The sequence below is a fragment of the Arthrobacter sp. YN genome (assembly GCF_002224285.1).
Classification (GTDB): domain Bacteria; phylum Actinomycetota; class Actinomycetes; order Actinomycetales; family Micrococcaceae; genus Arthrobacter.
Window position 1 is genome coordinate 161,952 of the sequence record NZ_CP022436.1, and the last position, 23,342, is coordinate 185,293.

Annotated in this window: 25 protein-coding genes; 19 read left to right on the top strand and 6 right to left on the bottom strand. The window is 64.3% G+C overall.

Annotated features, from left to right (window positions below; all coding sequences use genetic code 11):
* The first annotated feature begins 68 nt into the window (after positions 1-68).
* The 3 genes from CGK93_RS00815 to CGK93_RS00825 are packed head-to-tail and all read left to right on the top strand — an operon-like array spanning position 69 to position 2,022.
* A complete protein-coding gene (locus CGK93_RS00815) occupies positions 69-1,001 on the top strand; it encodes a hypothetical protein (protein WP_198318314.1) in 933 nt (310 codons plus the stop codon).
* On the top strand, positions 998-1,429 hold the full coding sequence (locus CGK93_RS00820) for a phage holin family protein (RefSeq protein ID WP_011772900.1): 432 nt from the start codon (positions 998-1,000) through the stop codon (positions 1,427-1,429). The genes CGK93_RS00815 and CGK93_RS00820 overlap by 4 nt, the downstream gene beginning before the upstream one ends.
* The gene (locus CGK93_RS00825) at positions 1,426-2,022 is read left to right on the top strand and encodes a DUF3618 domain-containing protein (protein WP_089593187.1); all 597 of its coding nucleotides are present in this window, start codon (positions 1,426-1,428) and stop codon (positions 2,020-2,022) included. The genes CGK93_RS00820 and CGK93_RS00825 overlap by 4 nt, the downstream gene beginning before the upstream one ends.
* A 119-nt stretch (positions 2,023-2,141) precedes the next feature.
* Here CGK93_RS00825 and CGK93_RS00830 read toward each other — a convergent pair whose 3' ends face one another.
* The 6 genes from CGK93_RS00830 to CGK93_RS00855 all read right to left on the bottom strand — a co-directional run bounded on the left by CGK93_RS00830 (position 2,142) and on the right by CGK93_RS00855 (position 6,571).
* Complete coding sequence (locus CGK93_RS00830) at positions 2,142-2,741, bottom strand: hypothetical protein (RefSeq protein WP_089593188.1); 600 nt, start codon at positions 2,739-2,741, stop codon at positions 2,142-2,144.
* Between the two features lie 71 nt (positions 2,742-2,812).
* Positions 2,813-3,448 (bottom strand): hypothetical protein, encoded by a 636-nt coding sequence (locus CGK93_RS00835; protein ID WP_089593189.1) that lies wholly within the window; start codon positions 3,446-3,448, stop codon positions 2,813-2,815.
* Positions 3,435-4,070 carry an RDD family protein gene (locus tag CGK93_RS00840; RefSeq protein WP_089593190.1) on the bottom strand — a complete coding sequence of 212 codons (636 nt, stop codon included), beginning with the start codon at positions 4,068-4,070 and terminating at the stop codon, positions 3,435-3,437. The genes CGK93_RS00835 and CGK93_RS00840 overlap by 14 nt, the downstream gene beginning before the upstream one ends.
* A gap of 46 nt (positions 4,071-4,116) precedes the next feature.
* Positions 4,117-4,920, bottom strand: a complete 804-nt coding sequence (locus tag CGK93_RS00845; RefSeq protein WP_089593191.1) for a hypothetical protein — start codon at positions 4,918-4,920, stop codon at positions 4,117-4,119.
* Complete coding sequence (locus CGK93_RS00850; protein WP_089593192.1) at positions 4,917-5,897, bottom strand: hypothetical protein; 981 nt, start codon at positions 5,895-5,897, stop codon at positions 4,917-4,919. Before CGK93_RS00850 ends, CGK93_RS00845 begins: the two co-directional genes overlap by 4 nt.
* A gap of 185 nt (positions 5,898-6,082) precedes the next feature.
* Positions 6,083-6,571 (bottom strand): inorganic diphosphatase, encoded by a 489-nt coding sequence (locus CGK93_RS00855; RefSeq protein ID WP_024818962.1) that lies wholly within the window; start codon positions 6,569-6,571, stop codon positions 6,083-6,085.
* A gap of 212 nt (positions 6,572-6,783) precedes the next feature.
* Here CGK93_RS00855 and dacB point away from each other — a divergent pair, with 212 nt between their 5' ends.
* The 16 genes from dacB to CGK93_RS00935 all read left to right on the top strand — a co-directional run bounded on the left by dacB (position 6,784) and on the right by CGK93_RS00935 (position 23,012).
* Complete coding sequence (gene dacB / locus CGK93_RS00860) at positions 6,784-8,226, top strand: D-alanyl-D-alanine carboxypeptidase/D-alanyl-D-alanine endopeptidase (protein ID WP_089597082.1); 1,443 nt, start codon at positions 6,784-6,786, stop codon at positions 8,224-8,226.
* 61 nt (positions 8,227-8,287) lie between these two features.
* Positions 8,288-9,409 carry a zinc-dependent metalloprotease gene (locus CGK93_RS00865; RefSeq protein ID WP_089593193.1) on the top strand — a complete coding sequence of 374 codons (1,122 nt, stop codon included), beginning with the start codon at positions 8,288-8,290 and terminating at the stop codon, positions 9,407-9,409.
* 116 nt (positions 9,410-9,525) lie between these two features.
* Complete coding sequence (tilS, locus tag CGK93_RS00870; RefSeq protein ID WP_089597083.1) at positions 9,526-10,596, top strand: tRNA lysidine(34) synthetase TilS; 1,071 nt, start codon at positions 9,526-9,528, stop codon at positions 10,594-10,596.
* 31 nt (positions 10,597-10,627) lie between these two features.
* Complete coding sequence (hpt, locus tag CGK93_RS00875; protein ID WP_026540856.1) at positions 10,628-11,179, top strand: hypoxanthine phosphoribosyltransferase; 552 nt, start codon at positions 10,628-10,630, stop codon at positions 11,177-11,179.
* A 179-nt stretch (positions 11,180-11,358) separates the two neighbouring features.
* Complete coding sequence (locus CGK93_RS00880; RefSeq protein WP_089597085.1) at positions 11,359-12,177, top strand: hypothetical protein; 819 nt, start codon at positions 11,359-11,361, stop codon at positions 12,175-12,177.
* Positions 12,178-12,416: 239 nt separating this feature from the next.
* Positions 12,417-14,486: an ATP-dependent zinc metalloprotease FtsH gene (ftsH, locus tag CGK93_RS00885; RefSeq protein ID WP_089593194.1), complete on the top strand. Its 2,070-nt coding sequence runs from the start codon at positions 12,417-12,419 to the stop codon at positions 14,484-14,486.
* Between the two features lie 10 nt (positions 14,487-14,496).
* Entirely contained in the window at positions 14,497-15,132 is a 636-nt protein-coding gene (folE, locus tag CGK93_RS00890) for a GTP cyclohydrolase I FolE (RefSeq protein ID WP_089593195.1), read from the top strand.
* 5 nt (positions 15,133-15,137) lie between these two features.
* The gene (folP, locus tag CGK93_RS00895; protein WP_089593196.1) at positions 15,138-16,043 is read left to right on the top strand and encodes a dihydropteroate synthase; all 906 of its coding nucleotides are present in this window, start codon (positions 15,138-15,140) and stop codon (positions 16,041-16,043) included.
* 11 nt (positions 16,044-16,054) lie between these two features.
* Positions 16,055-16,414, top strand: coding sequence for a dihydroneopterin aldolase (gene folB, locus CGK93_RS00900; RefSeq protein ID WP_089593197.1), 360 nt, complete (start codon positions 16,055-16,057; stop codon positions 16,412-16,414).
* Positions 16,411-16,956 (top strand): 2-amino-4-hydroxy-6-hydroxymethyldihydropteridine diphosphokinase, encoded by a 546-nt coding sequence (gene folK / locus CGK93_RS00905; protein ID WP_089593198.1) that lies wholly within the window; start codon positions 16,411-16,413, stop codon positions 16,954-16,956. The genes folB and folK overlap by 4 nt, the downstream gene beginning before the upstream one ends.
* The gene (locus CGK93_RS00910; RefSeq protein WP_089593199.1) at positions 16,953-17,474 is read left to right on the top strand and encodes a DUF3180 domain-containing protein; all 522 of its coding nucleotides are present in this window, start codon (positions 16,953-16,955) and stop codon (positions 17,472-17,474) included. Before folK ends, CGK93_RS00910 begins: the two co-directional genes overlap by 4 nt.
* Positions 17,455-17,967 (top strand): PH domain-containing protein, encoded by a 513-nt coding sequence (locus CGK93_RS00915; RefSeq protein ID WP_089593200.1) that lies wholly within the window; start codon positions 17,455-17,457, stop codon positions 17,965-17,967. Before CGK93_RS00910 ends, CGK93_RS00915 begins: the two co-directional genes overlap by 20 nt.
* A complete protein-coding gene (locus CGK93_RS00920; RefSeq protein ID WP_089593201.1) occupies positions 17,964-19,586 on the top strand; it encodes a PH domain-containing protein in 1,623 nt (540 codons plus the stop codon). Before CGK93_RS00915 ends, CGK93_RS00920 begins: the two co-directional genes overlap by 4 nt.
* Positions 19,579-20,487 carry a Rossmann-like and DUF2520 domain-containing protein gene (locus tag CGK93_RS00925; RefSeq protein ID WP_089593202.1) on the top strand — a complete coding sequence of 303 codons (909 nt, stop codon included), beginning with the start codon at positions 19,579-19,581 and terminating at the stop codon, positions 20,485-20,487. Before CGK93_RS00920 ends, CGK93_RS00925 begins: the two co-directional genes overlap by 8 nt.
* Before the next feature lie 5 nt (positions 20,488-20,492).
* Positions 20,493-21,395: a pantoate--beta-alanine ligase gene (gene panC, locus CGK93_RS00930; RefSeq protein WP_089593203.1), complete on the top strand. Its 903-nt coding sequence runs from the start codon at positions 20,493-20,495 to the stop codon at positions 21,393-21,395.
* 105 nt (positions 21,396-21,500) lie between these two features.
* A complete protein-coding gene (locus tag CGK93_RS00935; protein WP_089593204.1) occupies positions 21,501-23,012 on the top strand; it encodes a DHA2 family efflux MFS transporter permease subunit in 1,512 nt (503 codons plus the stop codon).
* Positions 23,013-23,342 lie beyond the last annotated feature (330 nt).

Here is a 23,342-nt window from a genome sequence, read left to right on the forward strand (position 1 = left end):
TTGATAGTAACGATACTTACTATCCCGGCTGCTGTCCGCAGCCTGCCAACTGTGGAAAGAGAGCGATAATGACTGAGAGCAAATCGCCGCAGGACGGAAGCTTCGCGGCGCCAAGCACCGGTGCCCATACAGGCACCGAACCGTTCACGGGAAACTACCTGGACTCGGCCGATGTTGAGACTCAAACGGCTGGAACTACGGGAATCAGTGGAACCCCCGCTGGTTCGGGAACCGGTTCCGAGAGTTCCGGCAAGGTGGACACGGCCAAGGAAGAAGCTGCGGGAGTAGCAGGCGCCGTCAGCGATGCCGCCGGGGGAGTCGTGGACACCGCCAAGACCGAGGCCGGACACGTTGCCCACGAAGTCAAGGTGAATGCCCGCCAACTGCTGACGCAGACCAAGGGTGAGCTGTCCGACCAAGCCCAAGCCCAGCAGCAGCGTGTTGCCGAAGGTTTGCGGTCCATTTCCGATGAGCTTTCCACCATGGCCAATTCAACGGAAAACGGTGGCGTCGCCACGGACTTGGTCCAGCAGGCAGCGCAACGCTCCTCCTCCGTTGCCCAGTGGTTGGAAGGCCGGGATCCCGGCTCGCTGCTGGATGAAGTCAAGGGCTTTGCCCGTCGTAAGCCAGGAACCTTCCTGCTGCTGGCAGCTGGAGCCGGTGTCCTCGCAGGTCGTCTCGGCCGGGGCATGGCAGGCAACGCCTCCGATGCAGCCTCCGCAAGCGGCACGCCGGCCACCACGGAGACCCCTCGGGCCGTGTACTACCCGACTCAGGGCGGCGCGGTAACACCTCCGGCAGTGGACCTCCCCGGACCGACGGCAACCACCGCCGGATACGGATCGGCCACCACCACCGGCTATGACGCAGGTACCACGGGTGGTTACGACGGGTCCACGCTCCCTTATCCGGAGACTGAAGCCGGTGGCGTCAAGGCACAGGGCGACCCACTGGCAGGACCGCTCGATCCCGATGACCCCCAGTACGGAGGTCACCGATGAGCAGTCCCGCCGATCTACCTCCCACGGAAGCCCACGTGAAGGCGGAGACCCTTCCCCTCGGTGAGCTCCTGAGCGACCTGACGCGCGACGTTTCCACGTTGATGCGCCAGGAAGTGGAGCTGGCCAAAGCGGAGCTCAAGGAGTCCGCCACCAAGGCCGGTAAAGGCGCGGGAATGCTGGGCGGAGCTGCATACGCCGGCCACATCACCGTGCTGTTCCTTTCCATTGCCCTGTGGTGGGCTTTGGGTCAGCTTGTTGGCCTGGGATGGTCCGCCGTTATCGTCGCGGTCATCTGGGGCATCGTGGCAGCAGTTTTGGCTGCCAAGGGCCGCAAGGAACTTAACACCATCAAGGGCATGCCGCAGACCGCTGAGACGGTCAAAGAAATACCCCCCGCTTTGAAACCGAACACTGAGGAGACACGATGACGCAGAACCCCGACGCCCTGCGCGCCGATATCGAAGAAACTCGCCGGCGGCTCAGTACCAACGTTGATGCCGTGGCGGACAAGGTCACGCCCTCGCACATCGTCAACCGCCGGGTGGACAAGATCAAGTCCGCTGTGTTCGGCGCCCGCGACGACGTCAGTGACGCTGCAGGCAACGCTGCCCACCGGGCCGGGGACGCTGTCTCCGGCGTGGCCGGCAACGTTTCCGGGGCTGTCTCGGACATCGGTGATGCCCCGCAGGTGATCACACGGAAGGCCCAGGGCAGCCCGATCGCCGCCGGCCTGATTGCGTTCGGCGCAGGCTTGCTGGTGTCCTCGCTGTTCCCGGCTTCGGAAAAAGAGCGCGAAGCTGCCCAGGCCGTCAAGGAAGCAGCCCAGCCCTTGACCGACGAACTGAGCCACGCGGCCCAGGAAGTCGCCGAGCACCTGCGCGAACCCGCTCAGGACGCCATGCAGAACGTCAAGGACAGCGCTACGGAAGCCGCAGCCAACGTCAAGGACGAAGGCCAGGCAGCAGCAGCCGACGTTCAGGACCGCGCGCAGACGGCCAAGGACAACGTCAGCAACCAGTAAGTTCCCCCGCTGACCCAACTGAGTCGCAGCAGATGCCCTTTTGAGCCCTCAAAACGGCGTTAACTGCGACTCAGTTGGGTCAGTCCTGCGCCCGGGGATGTTTCGGGCCGGGTGTTGGATCAGCGCACTTCCAGGATCATCTGCAGCAAGCGGGCTGCGGCCGGCCGGGCGGCGTGTTCCTCGGACCACTGCGCGCGGGCCAGAGCCTTGCTGACAGCCTGCGTGGTGATGCCCAGTTCCTGGGCCACGGCCTTCTGCTGGCCTCGGACGCCCGGTGTGAGCAGGTCAAGGACCCGCCATTCCGCCGCGCTGCGGTGTTGGACGATGTGTCCCAGGAGCCGCAGCACAGCTTCGGCTTCTGAAGCCAACGCGCTCAAAGGTCCGTCCACTGCCACCGGGATCCGCTCTTTGCCGTTGCGCAGCCTGTCGACGGCCCGGCGCGCGTACACCAGGCCGTGGCCCGAGGCGTCCTTCACCAGGTTGGGCAGCGGCTCATTGATGGGTCCCACGCCGATTCCCACGTACCACTGGCTGGACCGGAGTGCGATCAAGGCAGTCTCCACGGCCTGGTGGCCCGATTCGACGATGCCCTGCACCTCATCCTCAACCGAGCGGTCAAAGTCGAGCCGCGCAGGAATGTGCCGCAGGTCCTTGAGCAGCTGCGGCACAAGGTCGCCGTCGCGCCGGCTGTCGCGTTGGTTGATAGTGAGAGTGAACATAGTGGATCACATGCTACCGGCTGGTAGACGGTCTGCAAGGGCAAAATTCGCCCATTGTTCAGTCCAGCCGGTCAGTCGAGCGCCATCCGCCCGGTAAGTACGACGGCGGGCAGCGCACCTGCCGCTGCCCGTGCGGCGCCGGATGTTCCTACATCATTCAGGGCCCCGTGGATAGTGAGGACCAAGGGGGCGGGATCCTGGCTCGAAGCGAAGACCCAGAACGTGTCGCGGGCTTGGAAAACCACGGCACTCCGGCCTCCGGCGCCCAGGGAAACCTTCCGGCGTGCCACTAATCGGCGGTCGGGATCGGTGCCGTCGGCGGTGGTCACTGCTTTGATGGTTCCGGTCGTGATGTCGGCCCAGGGAATCACCACGAGGGTGTGTTTCTGCGAGTACTTGGCGACCATCCCGCCGTCGAAGACCAGCAGCTTCCGGAAGCTGCCCAGGAGCGTCATGGACCACAGCACCAGACCCGTCAGAATGCTGGTCAGCACAAAGAAGGCGGGATCGTTGAAGTGCCCGGCTTCCCGGGTGGACCGGATGGGGCTGACGAACTCTGCGATGGTCCCGAAAATCAACCCCACCACGAGGCAGGGGATGAGGACTTTCCAGTAGATGTGTCGTGAGGACGCTACAAAGCGGAGCTGCCCCAGGTCAGGGGCGAGCTTGCGCTCAACACGGCGGACCAGCCAGTTACGGCCGTGCATCCGGGCGCTGGCCGTAGAGGTTGGGAAGGTTCTGCTGATCGGCCGCAGCGGCTTGTTCGGCGGCAGCGACCTTGGGGTCCGGAACCGGTGCCTGGCCCTGCGCAATGCCGGAGCGGCGATCGATGGCTGCGAACTTCGGGTCCCATGTGTCGTCACCACCGCCGCTGACGGCGGAGGCAATGAGCATCACCACAAAGAACGGAAAGAAGGACCAGCAGATGGCGCGCCAACCGCCCAGCCAGGCGCCCGCCGTCGTGCCGTTCTTGATCCGCACCGAGCGCATGCCGGCAGCGGCGTCGCCCACGCTGCCCACGGTTCCCCAGATCATTCCGTAGACCAACAGGCCCAGGAACCACAGGACAACGTAGAGGGTCAGCCAGAAACCGTCGTTGTAACCGAGTGCCGAGCCGCTGTTCATCATGGACTCACGGACCACCGCGGCAACCGCGGCCAGGATCACGTAGCCCACCAGGAAGACGACTGCATCCAGGACCCGACCCCAGAAGTGGGCGCTGCCCGAAGCCTTGACGAAGTAAGCGCCGGTGTCAGGATGGCGGCGAACGGGGCGTCCGTTGACAGGGTCAAGCAACCCAGTGAGGGTGGTGGACTTCGAAGTGCTCATGAAGGACTTTCAGCTCGACGGCGGTGTGCGGCTTGGGTGCGGAACGTCAGGCCAGTCCGGCCAGCCCGCCCAGGACGCGGGCCAGCGATGCCGCGGAGGTTTCCTGCAGCTCGAACGTTACCGATTCCGCCTGCTCCGGGCCGGATTCAGGCGAGCCCTCCACACGCGGGGTGAGAACGTGGACGCCGGACGGGCCGGTGTACACGGTGACCGTGGGGAATTCGTTGGTATTGGAATTGAAGGCCACTACGTTGCTCGCGGCCTGGGTGTCGGCCAACGCGGTGGCGGCGTGTGCCTCGAACTGGGCTTCAGTGTAGAGGGCAGGATCGGTGTCGCGGGCAGCAGCCTGCTGGGGGTCGACGAATCCGGCCAGGCGCGGAACCAGTTGGTCGCGGGTCACCACTGTGAAGCCGTGCAGGCCGCTTTCGTCCACTTCCTCAAGCAGAACACCTTCGTCATGAAGGTAGCCGTAGAGCCAGCGCTTGCCGGTGGAAACGGTGCGTTCCACCGAGACAACGCTGCTGCCGCTCCGGCGCAGGGTGAGGGCGCCGGTGATTTCTTCCGTGGCATGCAGGCGGGACGGTTCGGTCTCACCCTCGAAGACCACCGGGTACACGAGTTCCTTGGCGAGCAGGCCGCGCAAGGCGATGGCGCACATCAGTTCCTTGCTGGCGTCCTGGGCCGAAAGCCACGGCAGGGCCACCAATTGTTCGTGCTGAACGCCGTCCAGGGCTACAACTTCTTCATCGGTCAGCGTAGGCAAAAGCGCACCGACTGCGCTGGCCGAGGCCAGGACCTTGGCTGCGGCCTCAATGTCCCTCTGGGTCCATTTCATGGTGCTGGTGGTCATCCGAATATCCCTCCGACAAAGTTTCCGACTGACTTGGCGGCGTCACTGACCCCGTCTGCCACCTTACTGCCTGCGTCCTTGACGAAGCCCGTCACTTCCTTGGCGCCATCGGCGATGTAGCTGCCGGGGTTGCGTGCGAAGTTGCTGATGGAGTCCCAGTTGTCGGCTACGAGGTTGCCCAGCGCCCAGGCGCCGGCAACGATGCCCGCCCCGATCACGATCGGGGCGCCGATCGGCCCCAGCAAGGCTGCGCCGCCGGCTGTCATGAGCATGATGCTGCCAACGCCACCCACCACGGACAGGCCGCCGGCAACGCGGTCGCCGGTGCCGCGCCAGCCGTCGTGCTGGGGGTTGATCATGTCGCTGATGCCGCCCACAATGTTCAACGGTGCCGCCAGCGCCCCGGCCACGCGGAGGCCCTTGGAGAACTTGCTGGCGTCCTGGAACGCCTGGCTGTAGGGGATGTTGGCTTTGAGGTCGGTGAGGACGTCAGTGACTTTCCCACCGTTGCGCAGCGCGGTCATGGCGTCGCGGACAACCGTTCCGCCGGCCCGCCAGTTGGTCAGGACCTCGCGGGTCTTCACCCATTCCGTGTTGCCAAGCTTGAGGTACTTGTAGGCCGTCCACAGCGGGGCAGCCAAACCCTTGACGCCCATCGCCGTGTCATAGACGTCCTTGAGGACACCCACCGACGAGCCCGAGCCATCGTTGTGGCTGGCGAACTCCTGCTGGTTGGCGTGCTTCTTCAGCTGGCTGGCATTTTCGCGCAGCATGGTGGCGGCCTTGACCAGGCTCTGCCGGTGCTGGGAGTTCCAATCGCCCTTGAAGACCGTAGCGTCCCGGCCCTGCCACGCTGTTGTGGAATTGATGGCGTTGGACAACTGCGTGCTTTGCAGGCTGATGGCGTCGGCAGCTTTGCCCATCACGCCGGCCAGACTGCGAAGCTGCGTGATGTCCGCGCCGTAGAACCCAGCCATATGAACCCCCTGTGTAAGGCATCGAAAAGTCTCGTCCCAGCCTAAGCGGACCCGGGAGCTACCGCGATGGGGAGACATGCCCATGTGCACAACCCGGGCAAGAGACGTTAAAGAACGACGGCGGCTGGTGCGGTTCGCAGTGAACCGCACCAGCCGCCGTCGGGCATCACGCGAAGGACTAAGCCCTAGTGTGCTGCCGGAACGTAGCGCTTGATGGAAGCTTCCAGCTCGGCTTCGGCAGCGGCGCGGTCGCCCCAGCCCTCGGCCTTGACCCACTTGCCGGGCTCCAGGTCCTTGTAGCGCGTGAAGAAGTGCTCGATTTCCTTGATCAGGAATTCGCTGACGTCGCTGACTTCCTGGATGTGGTCGAAGCGTGCGTCAACGGGGACGCAGAGGACCTTGGCGTCTCCGCCGCCGTCGTCGGTCATGTTGAAGACGCCGATGGGGCGGGATTCAACGATGACGCCCGGGTGGAGGTCGAAGTCCTGCAGGAGCACCAGTGCGTCCAGCGGATCGCCGTCTTCGCCCAGGGTGTTCTCGAAGAAACCGTAGTGCGTTGGGTACTGCATGGAGGTGAACAGGACGCGGTCCAGGCGGACACGGCCGGTTTCGTGGTCAACTTCGTACTTGACGCGCGATCCCTTGGGGATCTCGATGGTCACGTCGTGCTTCATGGAATGCTCCTTGACGGGTGTGGGTGGGGCGTCGCTCCGCCGAAGCGGCCGTCACGGGTGACGGTGCCTCAGGCAGGCTGCTTAGCCCGGGGCTGGCGGCAGGCAAAAGGACAGCCGGTGCCGCCGACTACTATTGAGGATATAGCGAGAGACCCGGGTTTCTTGAACCGGCGGGGACATTCCAGGACTGACAGGACCAAGCAACTTCCATGATGGGCGTTAAAAACGGGGGTGCCCGCTGGGTATCTGCGGCGTGGGGGCGCTTGAAATGGCCGTTGCTGTTGGCCGGAGTCCTGCTGTGCCTCGGTGCCGTGGTGGTGGCCGGTATGGTGCCAGGCCTGCTGACCATGCCCAAGCCGTCCCCTTCGGTTCCCGCCTGGCAGCAGGAGCCGGACCGCTTGGCTGACGTCAGCGGAGTGCTTCCTCTGGACGCCGATGCTCCCCTTCCCGTGCCCGCTGAAGTTGCCCGGCAGCTTGATGCCACGCTGAAACCGGCGGGCGGGGGCAGTATCAGTGGCATGGTGATGGACGCTTCCACCGGCAAGGTCCTCTTTGACCGCGACGCCAACGCCAACCGGATCCCGGCCTCCAATATGAAGTTGCTGACCGCCGTGTCTGCGCTGAAAGCCCTCGGCCCCGAGTCCCGCTTCACTACGCGCGTTCTCGCTTCCGATGACCCCTCCACCGTGGTGCTGACCGGAGGAGGGGACGTCCTGCTGGGTGCTTCCACGTCGGATCCGTCGGCTGTTCTTGGGCGCGCCGGTCTGGCTTCGCTGGCCTCGGATACTGCGGCGGCTTTGGCTGCGGCCGGCGTCAAGGGCCCGGTCACTGTGCAAGTGGACGATTCACTCTTCACCGGCGCACCCCTCAACCCCGCGTGGAGCCTGGACGACGTCGCCGCCGGCGAGACAGCACCGCTGTTTTCCCTCGCGTTGAACTCAGGCCGGTACGCTCCGGATGTCTTGACCGGTCCGCGCCCCCAGGATTCCGCCGTCACTACCGCCCAGGCGTTCGCCGAGCAGCTGGCGGCTGCCGGCGTTGCGGTGGGTCCCGGCGTCGAACGGGGCAAAGGCCTCCCCGCCAAGGTGCTGGCGGCCGCGGAATCGGCCACAGTCAGCGAACAGGTGGACCTCATGCTCGAGTCCTCAGACAACTTCCTCGCCGAGGCGCTGGGGCGGATGACCGCCTTGGCTTCCGGTCAAAAAGCCACGTACGACGGCGCCACCGCGGCCGTGCGGCAACGGCTGGGGGAGTTGGGGATCGCCACCGATTCGATGCAGTTGGCCGACGTCTCGGGACTGGCCTTGGAAAACCAGGTCAGTGCCCGCCAGTTTGCCGAGGTGGTCCGTGCGATCACCAGCGGACCGGACCTCTCTCTGCGGACCGCGCTGGACGGGTTCCCGGTGGCCGGGCTGACCGGAACCCTGGATGACAGATACGTGGACGCCTCTACCGCGGAGGGCGCCGGACTGGTCCGGGCCAAGACGGGGACGCTCAATACGGTGATCGCCCTGAGCGGATACGTGGTGGACGCCGACGGGCGGTTGTTGGTGTTCTCCTTCATCGGCAACGACCTTGAACCGGGGGCTGCTGCCAATAAGGTGGCCATGGACCGGTCGGCGTCGGTGTTGGCCTCGTGCGGTTGCCGGGGCTGAATGCTCCGCGTGGAGCGAACTTAAGGGCCCACTGTCAGTCTCGTGTGGTGTGATGGTTCGTATGGTGTCGACTGCCCGCGATTCGTCAGCAGGGGCCCCGTCCCTGATCAATTGGGACCTGGCCGCCTCTACGGCTGCCCGGCTTGCCCCTCCCGGTCCGGAGCTTAGCGCCGGGGAGATTGGCAAGGCGGTGGAGAACCTGCGCTTCAACGCGGATATCTCCGTCCCGCACGTCCACGACATCACCGGCTTGGACGCTGCCCGGGATCTGCGTGACTCGCACGTCCTGGTGGTGGACCGCGCGTCTTGGTCCAAGGCCAATACCCAGAGCTTCGCGGTGATGCTCCAACCCGCGTTGAAAACGATGCTGGACAGCCGCAGCGGAGTGTCCATGACCCCAGCCGCAGCCGCTGCCAGCGGTGCCATCACCGGCACCCAGCTTGGCGCTGTGCTGGCCTTCCTTTCCAGCAAGGTCCTGGGCCAGTACGATCCCTTTGCTGCCCTGGCCCCTGGGTCCAACGTTCCGCCGGGCGGCCGGCTCCTGCTCGTAGCGCCCAACATCATCTCCGTGGAGCGCGAACTCAACGTCCACCCCGACGACTTCCGCCTCTGGGTCTGCCTGCATGAACAAACACACCGCGTGCAATTCGCTGCGGCGCCGTGGCTCCGGCACCACATGCTCGACGAAATCGAGAAGCTCAGCGGCAACCTCCTGGGCAACATGGACTCCCTGGTGGAACGTGCTGGTGCGGTGGCCAAGTCCCTGCGCGACCGCACTCCCTCAGACAAGACTCCGGGCCGCGGCGCCATCCTGGACCTCCTCCAGAACCCTGAGGAGAAGGCGTCCCTGTCCCACATCACGGCCGTCATGAGCCTCCTCGAGGGCCACGCCAACGTGGTGATGGATGCCGTTGATTCGAGCATCGTTCCCTCGGTGAAGACCATCCGCCAGCGCTTCAACGAGCGCGGCAAGGACCGCGGCGTGGTGGAGAAGTTCATCCGCAACCTCCTCGGCCTGGATGCCAAGATGCGCCAGTACACCGATGGCGCCAAGTTCGTGCGCGAAGTGGTTGCCGTGGCAGGCATGGAAGGGTTCAACCGGGTGTGGGAATCCGCCGAGTACCTCCCCACCGAAGAAGAGATCCACAACTCCAAGCTGTGGCTTGAGCGGATGGGGCTTTGAGCGTTCCTTCCGGTTCCGCCTTTGGCTCCGGATTCGATTCCGCTGCCGGTCCCGGCGGTAAGGGTCGACGGCGGCCCGGGCGTCTTGCGCCGGTCGTCGGCAAGGCACGCAAACAGTTGCAGAACGCCTTGGCCTCCGCGGGTTACCCCCAGCGGGTGCTCGTAGCCTGCAGCGGTGGGCCGGATTCGTTGGCTTTGGCAGCCATAGCCGCGTACTTCGGCCGGCGTGGCCACGTCGATGGTCATCCGGTAGCTGTTGCCGGTGTGGTGGTGGATCATCAGTTGCAGCCAGGTTCTGCAGAGGTCGCCTCCCGGACTGCCGCGGTGTTGCGCGATCTGGGTCTGTCTCCGGTGGAAGTGCGCGCTGTGGAAGTCGCGGCCACTGGGTTCGGCCCCGAGGCTGCGGCCAGGGATGCCCGCCATGCTGCGTTGGAATCTGCTGCTGAGGACCTGGAATGTGATGCGATCCTTCTGGGCCACACCCTGGACGACCAGGCCGAGCAGGTGTTGCTGGGCTTGGCCCGTGGTTCAGGGACTCGATCCTTGGCGGGGATGAGGCCTGCCCGTGGTCGCCTTCTCCGCCCCTTCCTGGGCCTTCGCAGAGCCGAGACCGTGGAAATCTGCGAGGTCGAGGAACTTTCCCCTTGGCACGATCCCAGCAACGCCGACCCGTCCTTTGCCAGGTCCCGGACCCGAGTGGAAGTCATGCCTGTCCTGGAAGAGAAGCTGGGGCCGGGGGTCGCTGAGTCGCTTGCCCGGACCGCCGCAATCCTGCAGCAGGACGCCGATTTCCTTGAAGATCTGGCCAACGAGACCTATCTCTCACTTGTCCAGCGCGAAGACGGCGACGCATGGCTTCCCGAAGACGCCGTACGTGAGCTGCCGGCAGCGCTCAGGTTCCGTGTCATCGCGAAGGCTGCCGCCGACGTCGGGGGTCAACAACCCGGCTACGGGCGCCTCCAAGCTGCGGAAGCGCTGCTTCGACGCCAAGGGTCAGCCGGGCCTGTGGAACTCCCCGGCCACGTCAGTGTTTACCGTTTGTCCCTCAGCGATTTGGAGCATGAGCGTTCGGTGTCCGCCGGCGCTCCGGCTGCCAGTAGTGCGCGTGATTCGGCCGGCGCCGGTCCCCGCGAAGCCGCGCGCTGTGGGAAGCTAGTATTCCGGCATCAGAAACCGTCCCAACAGTAGCCGCACCCGAGCATCAAAACAGGAGCCATTGGTGGATTCAAACGACGTCCAGGCAGATCTCAAGCACGTTCTTTACACCAAAGAGCAGATCCAAACGCGCATCGCGGAACTCGCAGCGCAGATCGACAAGGACTACGAGGGCCGCGACATCTTGGTCGTCGGTGTCCTCAAGGGTGCTGTCATGGTCATGGCTGACCTGGCGCGCGCACTGCACAGCCATGTCAGCATGGACTGGATGGCTGTCTCGTCCTACGGTTCCGGTACCCAGTCTTCCGGCGTTGTCCGGATCCTCAAGGACCTCGACACCGACCTCATGGGCAAGGACGTCCTGATTGTTGAGGACATCATCGATTCCGGACTGACCCTTTCCTGGCTCAAGTCCAACCTCGAGTCCCGTGGCACGGCCAGCGTCGAGATCTGCACGGCCTTCCGCAAGCCGACCGCCGCGAAGGTGGAGATCGACGTTAAGTACGTTGGCTACGACATCCCCAACGAGTTCGTGGTGGGCTACGGCCTCGACTACGCCGAAAAGTACCGCAACCTCGACTTCGTGGGCACCTTGGCCCCGCACGTTTACGAGTAAGCGCTCTTCTTCGCTTCACGCCGCCGCGCCCTTTTCCGCTCTTTGCACCTGTAACCTCTGGTGCGTGTGGCGGGTGTGGGTGCGGTGTTTGCGTTTATGGGGTGCGCCCGGCGGGTGTGGGTGCGGTTGTTGGGTTCCTGAACCTGCCGCCGCGCCAACCCCTCGCGCTAAACTGGACCATGACCGGTGCCCCTGCCCGTCTTCTGGCGTGGCTCGCCGTCATGGCGACTCTCCTCACGGCCTGCACTCCTGCGGTCGATCTCGCTGAGCCCGGTTCCGGTCAACCAATCGCGTCCGCTTCTGCTGCGCCGGCAACAGGCCACCTTGAAGCGGCCCCGTCACCGAGCGCCACAGAGACTCCTGTACCGCCGCAGCCCGCCCCTCCGCCCGCTGTGCCTCAGGCTTTTGCCCTGAACCTCTACCAAGAGGGTGACTTCGTCCCGCAGTACACCTTTGACTGGTGTGTGGCCGCGAGCATCCAAATGGCACACAACCTTATTGATGACACCAGAGGCGCAACCTGGGCGTCCTCCGCACAGCAAAGTGAGCTGTGGGAGATGGCCCGTGCGCGGTCATCGAATTCATTCAACGGTGCCAACCCCCGGGGCTGGGCGCAGGTGTTGACTGAGGTTGGATTGGGCCCTTACTCGGTGGTCAGCGTCGCAACCTATGAGGACACGCTGCAGACGGCGGCGCGCGCCATAGCCGAAACAGGGCGACCGGTGGGGCTGGTCATGTGGAGCGGCCGGCATGCCTGGGTGATGAGTGGCTTTGAGTCCATGGGGGATCCCGCTCAGTTCCCGGAGTTCCAGGTAACGGGGATTCGTGTCCTGGATCCGCTCTATCCACACGGCAGTGGGCAGTGGGGCCCTTCTCCGGAGCCAAACAGTCTGCTTACGCCGGAACAGTTGGCCCCACAGTTTGTGGTCCGTGAGCCCCGGCGTTGGAGCACTGACCTGCCCGCTGGTTATTTGCTGGTGCTTCCGGTCGCAGCCTGACCAAGCAGCATCGAGAGCACTCGGAAGTAACCAAGGTGGTGCCCTGCCCACCAAGCGTAAACCCCTGTCCCAGCGCCCTCGAGGCGAGTATCCTGTGTACGCCCAGAGGGAACTTTTGGACTTTCCGGTGCGTGAATTACTGGGAACGGTGTATAGCTTGAAACTGAAGCAGCACCACTCGCGCGCAGAAGTTGCGCCTTGCAGCACTACCAGGAGGGACGGGGCAAAACCCCGATCAGATGAAAGCTAAGAGTTTCTTCAAGGGCCCGGGCATCTGGATTGTTGTCGTCGTTGGCTTGCTCCTGGTGGCATTCGCAACACTGGCTCCGGGCGGTTCAACGCGCATTGACACCAAGGAAGGCCTGGAACTCCTTTCCCAAAGCGGGAAGGTTGAGCAGGCCAAGATTTTCGACGCCGAGAACCGCGTTGACCTGGTGCTTAAGGACAACCTGAACCTGGACGGCCAGGACAAGGGCAAGAACGTTCAGTTCTTCTACGTCACGGACCGTGGTCCGGATGTGGTGAAGGCAGTCACCAACGCCAACCCGGAAAAGGGCTTCACGGACCAGCCGATCGAGAACAACTGGTTCTCCGGCCTGTTCTCGCTGCTCATCCCGGTGCTGCTCCTCGGTGTGCTGTTCTGGTTCCTGCTTTCCCGCATGCAGGGTGGCGGCTCCAAGGTGATGCAGTTCGGCAAGTCCAAGGCCAAGCTGGTCAATAAGGACATGCCGCAGGTGACCTTCTCTGACGTTGCCGGTGCTGACGAAGCTGTGGAAGAGCTCCAGGAAATCAAGGAGTTCCTCCAGGAACCGGCCAAGTTCCAGGCTGTTGGCGCCAAGATCCCCAAGGGCGTGCTGCTTTACGGTCCTCCAGGTACCGGTAAGACGCTGCTTGCCCGCGCTGTTGCCGGCGAAGCCGGCGTTCCCTTCTTCTCCATCTCCGGCTCGGACTTTGTTGAAATGTTCGTCGGCGTGGGTGCTTCCCGCGTCCGTGACTTGTTTGAGCAGGCCAAGGCCAGCTCTCCCGCCATCATCTTCGTGGATGAGATCGACGCCGTTGGACGTCACCGTGGCGCCGGTATCGGCGGCGGCAACGATGAGCGTGAGCAGACGCTGAACCAGCTCCTCGTGGAGATGGACGGCTTCGACGTCAAGACCAACGTCATCCTCATCGCTGCCACCAACCGCCCGGACGTCCTGGACCCCGCGTTGCTGCGCCCGGGCCGCTTCGACCGCCAGATCACCGTGGAAGCCCCGGATATGATCGGCCGCGAGCAGATCCTGAACGTTCACGCCAAGGGCAAGCCCATGGCGCAGGGGATCGACCTCAAGGCTGTCGCCAAGAAGACCCCGGGTTACACGGGTGCTGACCTGGCCAACGTCCTGAACGAGGCCGCACTTCTTACCGCGCGTTCCAACGCCAACCTGATTGACGACCGCGCCCTGGATGAGGCAATCGACCGTGTCATGGCCGGCCCGCAGAAGCGCAGCCGCGTCATGAAGGAACTTGAACGCAAGATCACCGCGTACCACGAAGGTGGGCACGCTTTGGTTGCCGCTGCTTTGCGCAACTCGGCACCGGTCACCAAGATCACCATCCTTCCCCGTGGCCGCGCACTCGGCTACACCATGGTGATTCCTGAGGACGACAAGTACTCGATCACCCGTAATGAACTGCTGGACCAGATGGCCTATGCCATGGGCGGCCGCGTCGCTGAGGAAATCGTCTTCCACGACCCCTCCACCGGTGCTTCCAATGACATCGAGAAGGCAACTTCCACGGCCCGCAAGATGGTCACGCAGTACGGCATGAGCGAACGCGTTGGCGCGGTCAAGCTGGGCCAGGGTGGCGGCGAGCCGTTCCTCGGCCGCGACGCCGCACAGGAGCGCAACTTCTCCGACCAGATCGCCTACGTGGTGGACGAGGAAGTGCGCCGCCTCATTGACCAGGCCCACGACGAGGCCTACGCCATCCTCACGGAAAACCGGGACGTCCTGGACCGTCTGGCACTGGAACTCCTGGAGCGGGAAACCTTGAACCAGGCTGAGATTGCCGAGATCTTCCACGACATCCGGAAGCGCGATTTCCGCGAGATCTGGCTGTCCAAGGAATCCCGTCCGGTCCAGTCCATCCCGCCCGTGGAAAGCCGGGCAGAAAAGGCTGAACGGGAAGCCCAGGAGGAAGCCAAGCAGGCGCGTCTGGACGAACCGCTGGACGTCGTCGCTCCGCATGCCCAGGGGGTCAGCAGCCAGGACTCCTTCCAGGCACCGCGACCTGACGGCGGCAACGACTCCACGCATCACGGCTAAGCTATCTGCCGTGACTCATTTCGACGACGACGACGACCTCGCCGCCGCCCACGGTTCCGCCGCGGGCTCCAAGCACGCCCATAAAGTAGACCGTCCGCGCATTGAAGCGGCGGTCCGCGAGATCCTCCTGGCTATTGGTGAAGACCCTGACCGTGGCGGCCTCCAGGACACGCCCAAGCGCGTGGCGAAGGCGTACGCCGAGGTTTTCGCAGGGCTCCACCAGCACCCGGCGGATGTCCTTTCCACCACGTTCGACCTCGATCATGAAGAGCTTGTCCTGGTCAAGGACATCCCCTTCTACTCGACGTGCGAGCACCACTTGGTGCCGTTCCACGGAGTGGCACATGTCGGTTACATTCCGTCACATGACGGGAAGGTGACAGGCCTGAGCAAGCTGGCGCGGTTGGTCGACATCTACGCACGCCGGCCGCAGGTGCAGGAGCGCCTCACTACGCAGATCGTTGAGGCGCTGGTGAAGCACCTCAACCCGCGTGGTGCGATTGTCGTCGTCGAATGTGAACACATGTGTATGTCCATGCGCGGCATCCGCAAGCCCGGCGCAAAGACCGTCACCAGTGCGGTGCGCGGTCAACTCCATGACCCGGCCACCCGCGCCGAGGCCATGAGCCTCATACTCGGAAGGTAAGCACTATGGACTCCCTCGCTGCAGCACCCGGAACCGGCCCGGCCACAAGCCCGCTGCCGGTTCTCCGTAAGCCGCGGCCCGCGGCCAGGTTCGAGGACCTGCCAACGGACCGCACGCTCGTCATGGGAATCCTCAATGTCACCCCGGATTCCTTTAGCGACGGCGGCACCCACCGGACACCGGACACGGCCATCGCGCTCGGCTTGCGCATGTTCTACGCCGGCGCGGACATCATCGACGTCGGTGGCGAGTCCACGCGCTCCGGCGCCGAACCGGTTTCCCCGGAAGAAGAACAGCGCCGTGTCATTCCGGTGATCCAGGCGTTGGTCAAGGCTGGCGCGCTGGTCAGCATCGACACGATGCACACGTCCACGGCCGCCGCAGCCGTGGAGGCTGGTGCGGCCATCATCAACGATGTTTCCGGCCTGACCATCGAGCCCGGTATGCCTGAGCTGGTGGCCCGGACCAAGGTTCCGTACATCCTCACGCACCGCCGCGGCGACGCCATGACCATGGACAGTCTGACGGACTACAACAACGTGACCCAGGACGTGGTGGCTGAACTCAGCGGCGTCCGCGACAAGTTGTACGCAGCGGGCGTTGCCCCGGAACAGATCATCATTGATCCCGGAGTCGGTTTCTCCAAGAACGAGGACCAGAACTGGGAAATCCTCAAGAACCTTGATCAGCTCTTCGGGCTGGGCCACAAGGTGATGGTGGCTGCTTCCCGCAAGCGGTTCCTCGGTTCGCTGCTCACGGTTGCGGGCAAATCGGCTGCTCCGCTGGAACGCGATGCTGCCACCGCTGCAATCACCGCTTTGAGCGCCACCAAGGGCGCTTGGGCTGTCCGCGTCCACGACGTCGGCCCCAGCCTTGACGCCGTCAAGGTCGCCGCCCGCATCGCACGCTGATAGGAAACGCTGTGGACAGGATCACGCTGACCGGCGTCACCGCCGTCGGTTATCACGGAGTGTTCGATTTCGAGCGCCGTGACGGCCAGCCTTTCGTGGTGGATGCCGTGCTCCACACGGATTTCACCAAGGCCGCGGAGACAGATGACCTGCAGTACACAGCGCACTACGGTGAAGTTGCCGAGCTGATCACCCGGCACATCGAGGGCGAGCCCTTGAACCTGATTGAGGGCCTGGCCGTCAGGATTGCGGAGGGCATCCTCGCGAACTACAGCGTGGCCGCCGTCGACGTCACCGTCCACAAGCCCAAGGCCCCCATTGAGGTGCCGTTTGACGACGTTACTGTCAGTGTGCACCGGGAGCGATCATGACATCCGGCTACACCAAGGCCATCCTGGCCCTCGGCAGCAACTTGGGGGAGCGCAACGACACCCTTTCCACTGCGGTTGCGGCCTTGGTGGATCCGCCGGAGGTGCGGCTCCTTGGAGTTTCCCCGGTGGTGCAGACCAAGGCAGTCGGCGGCCCGGAAGGGCAGCCGGACTTCTTGAACATGGTCATGGCCGTGGAAACCACACTGACCCCGCTGGAACTCTTGAAGCATTGCCACGACGTCGAACAGCAGCACCACCGTACGCGCGAGGTTCGCTGGGGTCCCAGGACGCTGGATGTGGACGTGATCGTGTTCGGTGACGTCACCAGCGATGATCCGGTTCTGACCATTCCCCATCCCCGGGCAGCTGAGCGCGCTTTCGTGCTCTATCCGTGGTCGTTGTTGGAACCGCACGCACAGTTGAACGGGCGCAGTGTTGCTGAGTTGGCCGCCGTCGCCGCTGATATGCCGGATATCCGGCGTTTCGATGGTTATGGCGACGTCGCCGGCGTGCCTGCGACGGGAGCGGTGGAACAGCCATGAAAGCAATGCGCCCGGTGGTTCTGGTGCTCATCGCCGTCATCGCTGCGGTCATTGGCTGGTTGGCAACTGCCACCACGAACCGCTTCAGCATGCCTACCCCGGTCCTGCCGGTATCCGCGCTGGTGACCATGGCCGTTATCGCCGGCCTCACCCTGATCATGGGCATTCGCGTGCTGCGCTGGCGCAACGGCAAAAAGAAGAACCTGCTCAATCCGATTCTGGCGGCCAGGACGTTGATCCTTGCCCAGGCCTGCGCCTATGCGGGAACCTTGCTCCTTGGCTGGCATGCCGGAATTTCGATGGACCTCCTCCGCATCGGCAGCTTGCGCGGCGGCGAAGGAATACTGTGGAACGCGCTGCTGATGGGCGGCGGTGGCGTGGTGATGGTGGTGGTTGGGCTCGTGGTGGAGCGTTTCTGCCGGATTCCACCCGAGGATCTTGAAAGTGGCACTGCCGGACCGGGGACCCGTCGCGGCGAAACCAAGGGCGAAGGCGAGTATGCATACCGAGGCGATTGATCCTCCCGACGTCCAGTGGCTTCGGGTTTCGCCGAAGTACGTCACCGTGCGCTTGGTGGAATGGGCCATCGGCAACGTGCTGATGTTGGCGGTCCTCAGCCTGCCGCTCATTTTCGTTCTGCTGGGTTGGTGGCGCTGGCCTCCGTTGTGGCTCGCCATTACTGTTCCTGCGGTGATGTTCGTCCTGGCGCTGTGGCGGCTGGTGTTGATTCCCCGCCAAGTGCGCGCCATCGGCTACGCAGAACGCGACGACGACCTCCTCATCCGCCGCGGCATTTTCTTCCAGCGCACCATGGTGGTTCCCTACGGCCGGATGCAGTATGTGGACGTTGCGGTTGGACCGGTTGAACGCAGCTTGGGACTGTGCACGCTCAAACTCCACACGGCATCGACCGGAACCAACGCGCACCTGCCGGGTCTTCCCGCTGAGGAAGGCGCACGGTTGCGCGAACAGCTTTCGGCACGCGGAGAAGCCAGGCTGGCCGGGCTGTGAGCCCGGAAGACAGCGCGGCGGTGAGCCTGCCGGATCAACCGGAAGCAAAGGTCGACGGCGACTGGAACCGCGTCCACCCGGCGTCACCTTTCGTTCGCGGCTGGGTGGCGCTGGCCGCCGTCGGGTTCTTCTTTGGCCGTGACGCTTTCGAACGCATGTTGCAGGGCAGGGATTTTCTGGATCCGAACCTGAACGGCCGGGTGCCGTGGCTTTTGGCCGGCGGCGCCGTGGTGCTGCTGCTGACGGTGGGCAGCTTCATCCTGAGCTGGTACTTCACGCGTTACCAGGTGGCCGAAGGGTACGTGCGAGTCAACACCGGTTTCCTGTTCAAGCAACAGCGGCAGGCCAGATTGGACCGTGTCCAGGCCATCGACATTGTTCAGCCGCTTTTGGCGCGGATCTTTGGCCTCGCTGAACTCAAGTTTGAAGTGGCCGACGCCGGCGAGTCGGCGGTGCGGCTCGCTTACCTTCCGCTCGCCCAGGCGAAGCAACTGCGCGCCACCATCCTTGCGCGGGCCGCGGGCGTTGTCAGCGAGCCTGGTAAGGAGGAGGAAATTCCTGAGGCGCCCGAGCATGTGGTGCTGTCTGTGCCCCCGGCACGGCTCATCGGGTCGTTGGTGCTGAGCGAGCAAACCGTCGGCATCCTGATCGGTGCCGCCGTGGTGGTGGCTGTCTCCGTTTTCACGGAGAACCAGACGCTGTTCCTGGCGCTCATCCCCGGCATCCTGGGCATCGGTGCCGCGTACTGGAACTCCTTCAACAAGGGCTATAACTTCACGGCAGCCATTTCGCCGGACGGTATCCGCCTTCGATACGGTCTTCTGGATACCCAGGCGCAGACCCTGCCTCCCGGACGCATCCAGGCAGTCATGGTGACGCAGCCGCCTCTCTGGAGGATCTTCGGCTGGTACCGGATGCACGTCAATGTGGCGGGTTATGGGGTGTCGGGCAGTACCGAGGGTGCCGCCCGCACCATGCTGCTGCCCGTCGGAATGAAGCCCGATGTCCTGCGGATGATGTCTTTGGTGCTGCCGGATCCGGGAGTCGAGGACCCGGAGGGCGTCTTCACGGCCGGACTGGATGGGCTGGCTCCGGCCGGGCCCGATGCCGCCCCGACCGATGATTTTGTCACCACACCCCGCCGCGCACGGCTGCTGGCTCCGCTTGGCCGGCGCCGCAACGGATTCCTTGCCACGCGCACGGCGCTGTTGATCCGATCCGGCCGTTGGTGGCACACGCTGGTTATTGTGCCGCATCAGCGGACGCAGTCCATGGCGCTCCATCAGGGGCCGCTGGCCCGCCGCTTCGGAGTGGCCGACCTTGTCCTCCACACCACCGCCGGACCTGTTTCTCCCCGAGTGTTCCAAGCTGATGCCGCGCAGGCCGTGGAGCTCTTCGACCAACAGGCTGCCCGCGCCCGCGAAGCCCGGAAACGGCAGACGAGCGAGCAGTGGCTGGCGCAGGTGGCACCGCAGGCTCCGGAGGTTGCAGCCGCAGCGGAGGTCCCAGCCACAGCGGAACAGCCGCCCCAGCCGGCACAATCCGCGCAGCCGGCCCGGCCAATCCAGCAGGAACACCCCCACACTTCACCACAACAGGAGGACCGCCACGATGGCTAGGCCAGGACGACTCGGAGTCGGAATTATCGGCGCCGGCAAGGTGGGTGCCGTGTTGGGTGCCGCTTTGCGCGCGGCCGAGCACGCCGTCGTCGGGGTTTCTGCTGTGTCGGAGGCGAGCCGTGAGCGGGCCGAAAACCTGCTGCCCGGTGTTCCGGTCCTGGAGATCCAGGACATTGTGGAGCGCTCGGAACTTGTGCTGTTGGCTGTTCCGGACGATGCCCTCGGCGAGTTGGTGGCGGGGCTCGCCAAGCTGGGCGCCTGGCAGCCTGGCCAACTGGTGGCACATACGTCCGGCCGGTTCGGCGTGGGAATCCTCAACCCTGTCCGTGCGGTGGGCGCGATCCCGCTGGCGCTGCACCCGGCCATGACGTTCACAGGCATGAGCCTGGACCTGACCCGGCTCATGGATTGCACTTTTGGTGTTACCGCGGATGCGGCCATGCTGCCGATCGCGCAGGCCCTCGTGGTGGAGATGGGTGCCGAGCCGGTGGCCATTGCCGAAGCCGACCGCACCCTCTACCACGCGTCCCTCGCGCATAGCTCGAACCATATGGTCACGCTGGTGGCCCAGGCATCCCAGATGCTGCGGGAGATCGGCGTCGAAAATCCGGAGTCCATGCTCGGTCCGCTGTTGCGCGCCACGCTGGAGAACGCCCTTGCCTCCGGCGAATCCGCGCTGACCGGTCCCGTGGCGCGTGGGGATGTGGGTACCGTTTCGGCGCACGCCCAGGCACTGAAAGAGTACGACGGCGGTGCGGGCGGCGATGTTCTCGCGGCCTACCAGGCCATGGCGCGGGCCACCGCGCGCCGGGCGGAAAACCGCGGGCTCCTGCGGCCCGAACAACTGAATGAGATCGACGATGCCTTGGGTGCCGACCCCAAGTCGCCGGAAGGACACTGAACAGCATGGCCATCAAACTCGTGACCACCGCGGCGGAACTGCGTGCCGAAAGCGCACGCTTGCTGGCATCGAAGGGCGGCAATTCGCAGGGATTGGTCCCCACCATGGGTGCCCTGCACTCAGGCCACGCGGCACTGGCACGGACCGCCGCGGCCGAGAACGACGTCGTGGTGGCCACCATCTTCGTCAACCCGCTGCAGTTCGGTGACGCCGTGGACCTGGACCGCTACCCACGCACGCTCGACGCCGACATGGCCCTGCTGGATGCCGAAGGCGTTGACTTGGTGTTCGCTCCGTCCGTTGACGAGGTGTATCCCGGCGGCCAGCCCCTGGTGCGGGTAACCTCCGGACCGCTGGGCGAAAAGTGGGAGGGCGCCTCGCGCCCCGGCCACTTTGACGGCGCCCTCACTGTCGTGGCCAAGCTGCTGCACTACGGACTTCCCGGAGGTGCTGCCGTTGACGGCACGACGGCGGCCTACCGGGCTTACTTTGGCCAGAAGGACGCGCAGCAGCTGGCTTTGGTGAAGCGGATGGTCTCGGACCTGAACTTCCCGGTGGAGATCGTTCCTGTGCCCATCGTTCGCAGTGAGGACGGCCTGGCGCTTTCAAGCCGAAACAGGTTCCTTTCCGATGAGGAACGAGAGGCCGCCCTTGTGCTGTCGCGGGCTTTGCGCCTTATTGAGTCCCGCGCGAACGCGCACGAACCACTGGACCTGGACTCCGCCGTCGCGCTTGTTGAATCCCAACCGCTGGTGGAACTGGACTATTTCGACGTCGTAGACCCCATTACGCTGGAGCCGCTCGCCGAGAACTGCAAGGAGACGCCGTTCCGCGGGGAAGGGCTGGCGATCATCGCGGCCAAGGTGGGGCCGGTGCGGCTCATCGACAACGCCCCGTTGTTCTCCTAGCGTTAGGAATTTTTCTACTGACGGGAATTGGATAGGCCCTTAGACTGTTCTAGTCTTCACCGGCATCGATCGCCGGACACCAAATCCAACCCTTGGGGAACCCTCATGTCTACCGACGTCACGTCCGACGCCAACGGCAAGCCTGAATCCGGAGCGTCCGGTTCGGTCGCCTCTGCAGAGGCAGCGCCTTACCAGGCCCCGCAGATTCCGGCGTCGCAGGCGCCGGTGTCCGGGAAGATGTCACGTGAATCCGTGACGGTGATTGTCACCCTTCTGGTGGCAACCTTCGTGGTGATCCTCAACGAGACCATCATGAACGTCGCCCTCCAGCGGCTCATGATCGATCTCCAGGTGAGTGCGTCTACTGTGCAGTGGCTGGCCACCGGCTTCATGCTGACCATGGCAGTGGTCATTCCCACCACCGGCTTCATCCTGCAACGGATGAGCACCCGAGGGGCGTTCATGCTGGCCATGGGACTCTTCAGCGGTGGTACTTTGCTGGCCGCCTTGGCGCCGGGCTTCCTGGTACTTTTGCTGGCGCGCATCGTTCAAGCCGGCGGCACCGCCATCATGCTGCCGCTGCTGATGACCACCATCCTGACGCTGGTACCCATGTCCAAACGCGGTGCCGTCATGGGCAACGTCAGCATTGCCATCTCGGTTGCTCCGGCCATGGGCCCCACCGTTTCCGGCATCATCCTGGACAACTTCTCCTGGCGCTTCATGTTCGTGTTCGTGCTGCCGGTCGCCTTGGCGGCGTTCGCGATCGGCGCCAAGTACCTCACCAATGTGGGGGAGCGCGAGAAGACCTCGCTGGACGTGCCTTCTGTCATCCTCACTGTTCCCGCGTTTGGTGGACTGGTTTACGGTCTGAGCCAGATTGGTGGCGCCGAGGCCGGCGTTGTTCCCGTCATCGCGCTGGTGATTGGTGTCCTCTGCCTGGCACTGTTTGTTTTCCGGCAGCTCAAGCTCCAAAAGTCCGACGCCCCGCTGCTGGATCTTCGTGCCTTCAAGTTCCGCATGTTCACGGTGTCCACGCTGCTGATGGTGGTAGCCATGATGGCCCTGTTCGGTGGTGTGATTCTGTTGCCGCTGTACCTTCAGAACACCCTGCACCTGCAGCCGTTGGAGACTGGACTCGCACTGCTGCCGGGCGGTTTGGCCATGGGCCTGCTGGGTCCGGTCATTGGACGGATTTTCGACAAGGTTGGCCCCCTGCCGCTCACCGTCTCCGGTTCTGTGCTCATGGTCCTGACGCTGTGGCAGTTCTCCCGCCTGGACGAGGGGAGCTCGCTTGGCTGGGTCATTGCCCTGCACGTCACCCTGAGCCTTGGCCTTGCCCTGCTCTTTACGCCGGCGTTCACCACCGGCCTGAACCCGCTGCCGCCGCACCTCTACTCGCACGGATCGGCGATCATCAGCACCGCACAGCAGGTTTCCGGAGCAGCCGGGACGGCGCTGCTGGTCTCCATCTATGCGGTGGTCTCTGCATCTTCCAACCAGGTTGCCGGCATGCAGGCTGCGTTCATGGCCGCTACTGTTATCGCCGTTGCTGCTGTAGTGCTTGGCGCCATGATGCGCAAGACCGACGGAGCCGGAGGACACGGGGGTCACTGACCCGCGGTTGCTACTAACGGTTTCCCGCAAAGCTCTCCCACGGTGGTGGGGGAGCTTTGTTGGTTAACGGGGTGGCGCCGTTGGTAGGGGGTGGCGCCCTTGGTTAGGGAGCGGCGCCCTTGGTTAGTGGGTGGCGACAGTCGGTCGTGCAGCGTCCACCTTCCGACGCTCGCTCACATCCCGCGGGTTTGGGGCGGTCGCTCTCTCATATCCCTCGGGTTTGGGGTCGTTGCTCGCTCACATCCCGCGGGTTTGGGACGGTGGCTCTCGCAGGTCCCTCGGGTTTGGGGCGGTTGCTCGCTTATGTCTTTTGGGTTTGGTTGGGGGTTC

Coding starts and splice junctions, on each gene's coding strand:
- CGK93_RS00845 (WP_089593191.1), bottom strand. CDS start 4,920: ATGACCACCAGCACCATGAAATGGACCCAGAGGGACATTGAGGCCGCA.
- CGK93_RS00925 (WP_089593202.1), top strand. CDS start 19,579: ATGGCTAGGCCAGGACGACTCGGAGTCGGAATTATCGGCGCCGGCAAG.
- CGK93_RS00880 (WP_089597085.1), top strand. CDS start 11,359: ATGACCGGTGCCCCTGCCCGTCTTCTGGCGTGGCTCGCCGTCATGGCG.
- CGK93_RS00835 (WP_089593189.1), bottom strand. CDS start 3,448: ATGCACGGCCGTAACTGGCTGGTCCGCCGTGTTGAGCGCAAGCTCGCC.
- CGK93_RS00830 (WP_089593188.1), bottom strand. CDS start 2,741: ATGTTCACTCTCACTATCAACCAACGCGACAGCCGGCGCGACGGCGAC.
- CGK93_RS00865 (WP_089593193.1), top strand. CDS start 8,288: ATGGTGTCGACTGCCCGCGATTCGTCAGCAGGGGCCCCGTCCCTGATC.
- CGK93_RS00910 (WP_089593199.1), top strand. CDS start 16,953: ATGAAAGCAATGCGCCCGGTGGTTCTGGTGCTCATCGCCGTCATCGCT.
- CGK93_RS00820 (WP_011772900.1), top strand. CDS start 998: ATGAGCAGTCCCGCCGATCTACCTCCCACGGAAGCCCACGTGAAGGCG.
- CGK93_RS00915 (WP_089593200.1), top strand. CDS start 17,455: ATGCATACCGAGGCGATTGATCCTCCCGACGTCCAGTGGCTTCGGGTT.
- folK (WP_089593198.1), top strand. CDS start 16,411: ATGACATCCGGCTACACCAAGGCCATCCTGGCCCTCGGCAGCAACTTG.
- CGK93_RS00855 (WP_024818962.1), bottom strand. CDS start 6,571: ATGAAGCACGACGTGACCATCGAGATCCCCAAGGGATCGCGCGTCAAG.
- folP (WP_089593196.1), top strand. CDS start 15,138: ATGGACTCCCTCGCTGCAGCACCCGGAACCGGCCCGGCCACAAGCCCG.
- CGK93_RS00825 (WP_089593187.1), top strand. CDS start 1,426: ATGACGCAGAACCCCGACGCCCTGCGCGCCGATATCGAAGAAACTCGC.
- dacB (WP_089597082.1), top strand. CDS start 6,784: ATGGGCGTTAAAAACGGGGGTGCCCGCTGGGTATCTGCGGCGTGGGGG.
- CGK93_RS00815 (WP_198318314.1), top strand. CDS start 69: ATGACTGAGAGCAAATCGCCGCAGGACGGAAGCTTCGCGGCGCCAAGC.
- CGK93_RS00850 (WP_089593192.1), bottom strand. CDS start 5,897: ATGGCTGGGTTCTACGGCGCGGACATCACGCAGCTTCGCAGTCTGGCC.
- ftsH (WP_089593194.1), top strand. CDS start 12,417: ATGAAAGCTAAGAGTTTCTTCAAGGGCCCGGGCATCTGGATTGTTGTC.
- panC (WP_089593203.1), top strand. CDS start 20,493: ATGGCCATCAAACTCGTGACCACCGCGGCGGAACTGCGTGCCGAAAGC.
- CGK93_RS00840 (WP_089593190.1), bottom strand. CDS start 4,070: ATGAGCACTTCGAAGTCCACCACCCTCACTGGGTTGCTTGACCCTGTC.
- CGK93_RS00935 (WP_089593204.1), top strand. CDS start 21,501: ATGTCTACCGACGTCACGTCCGACGCCAACGGCAAGCCTGAATCCGGA.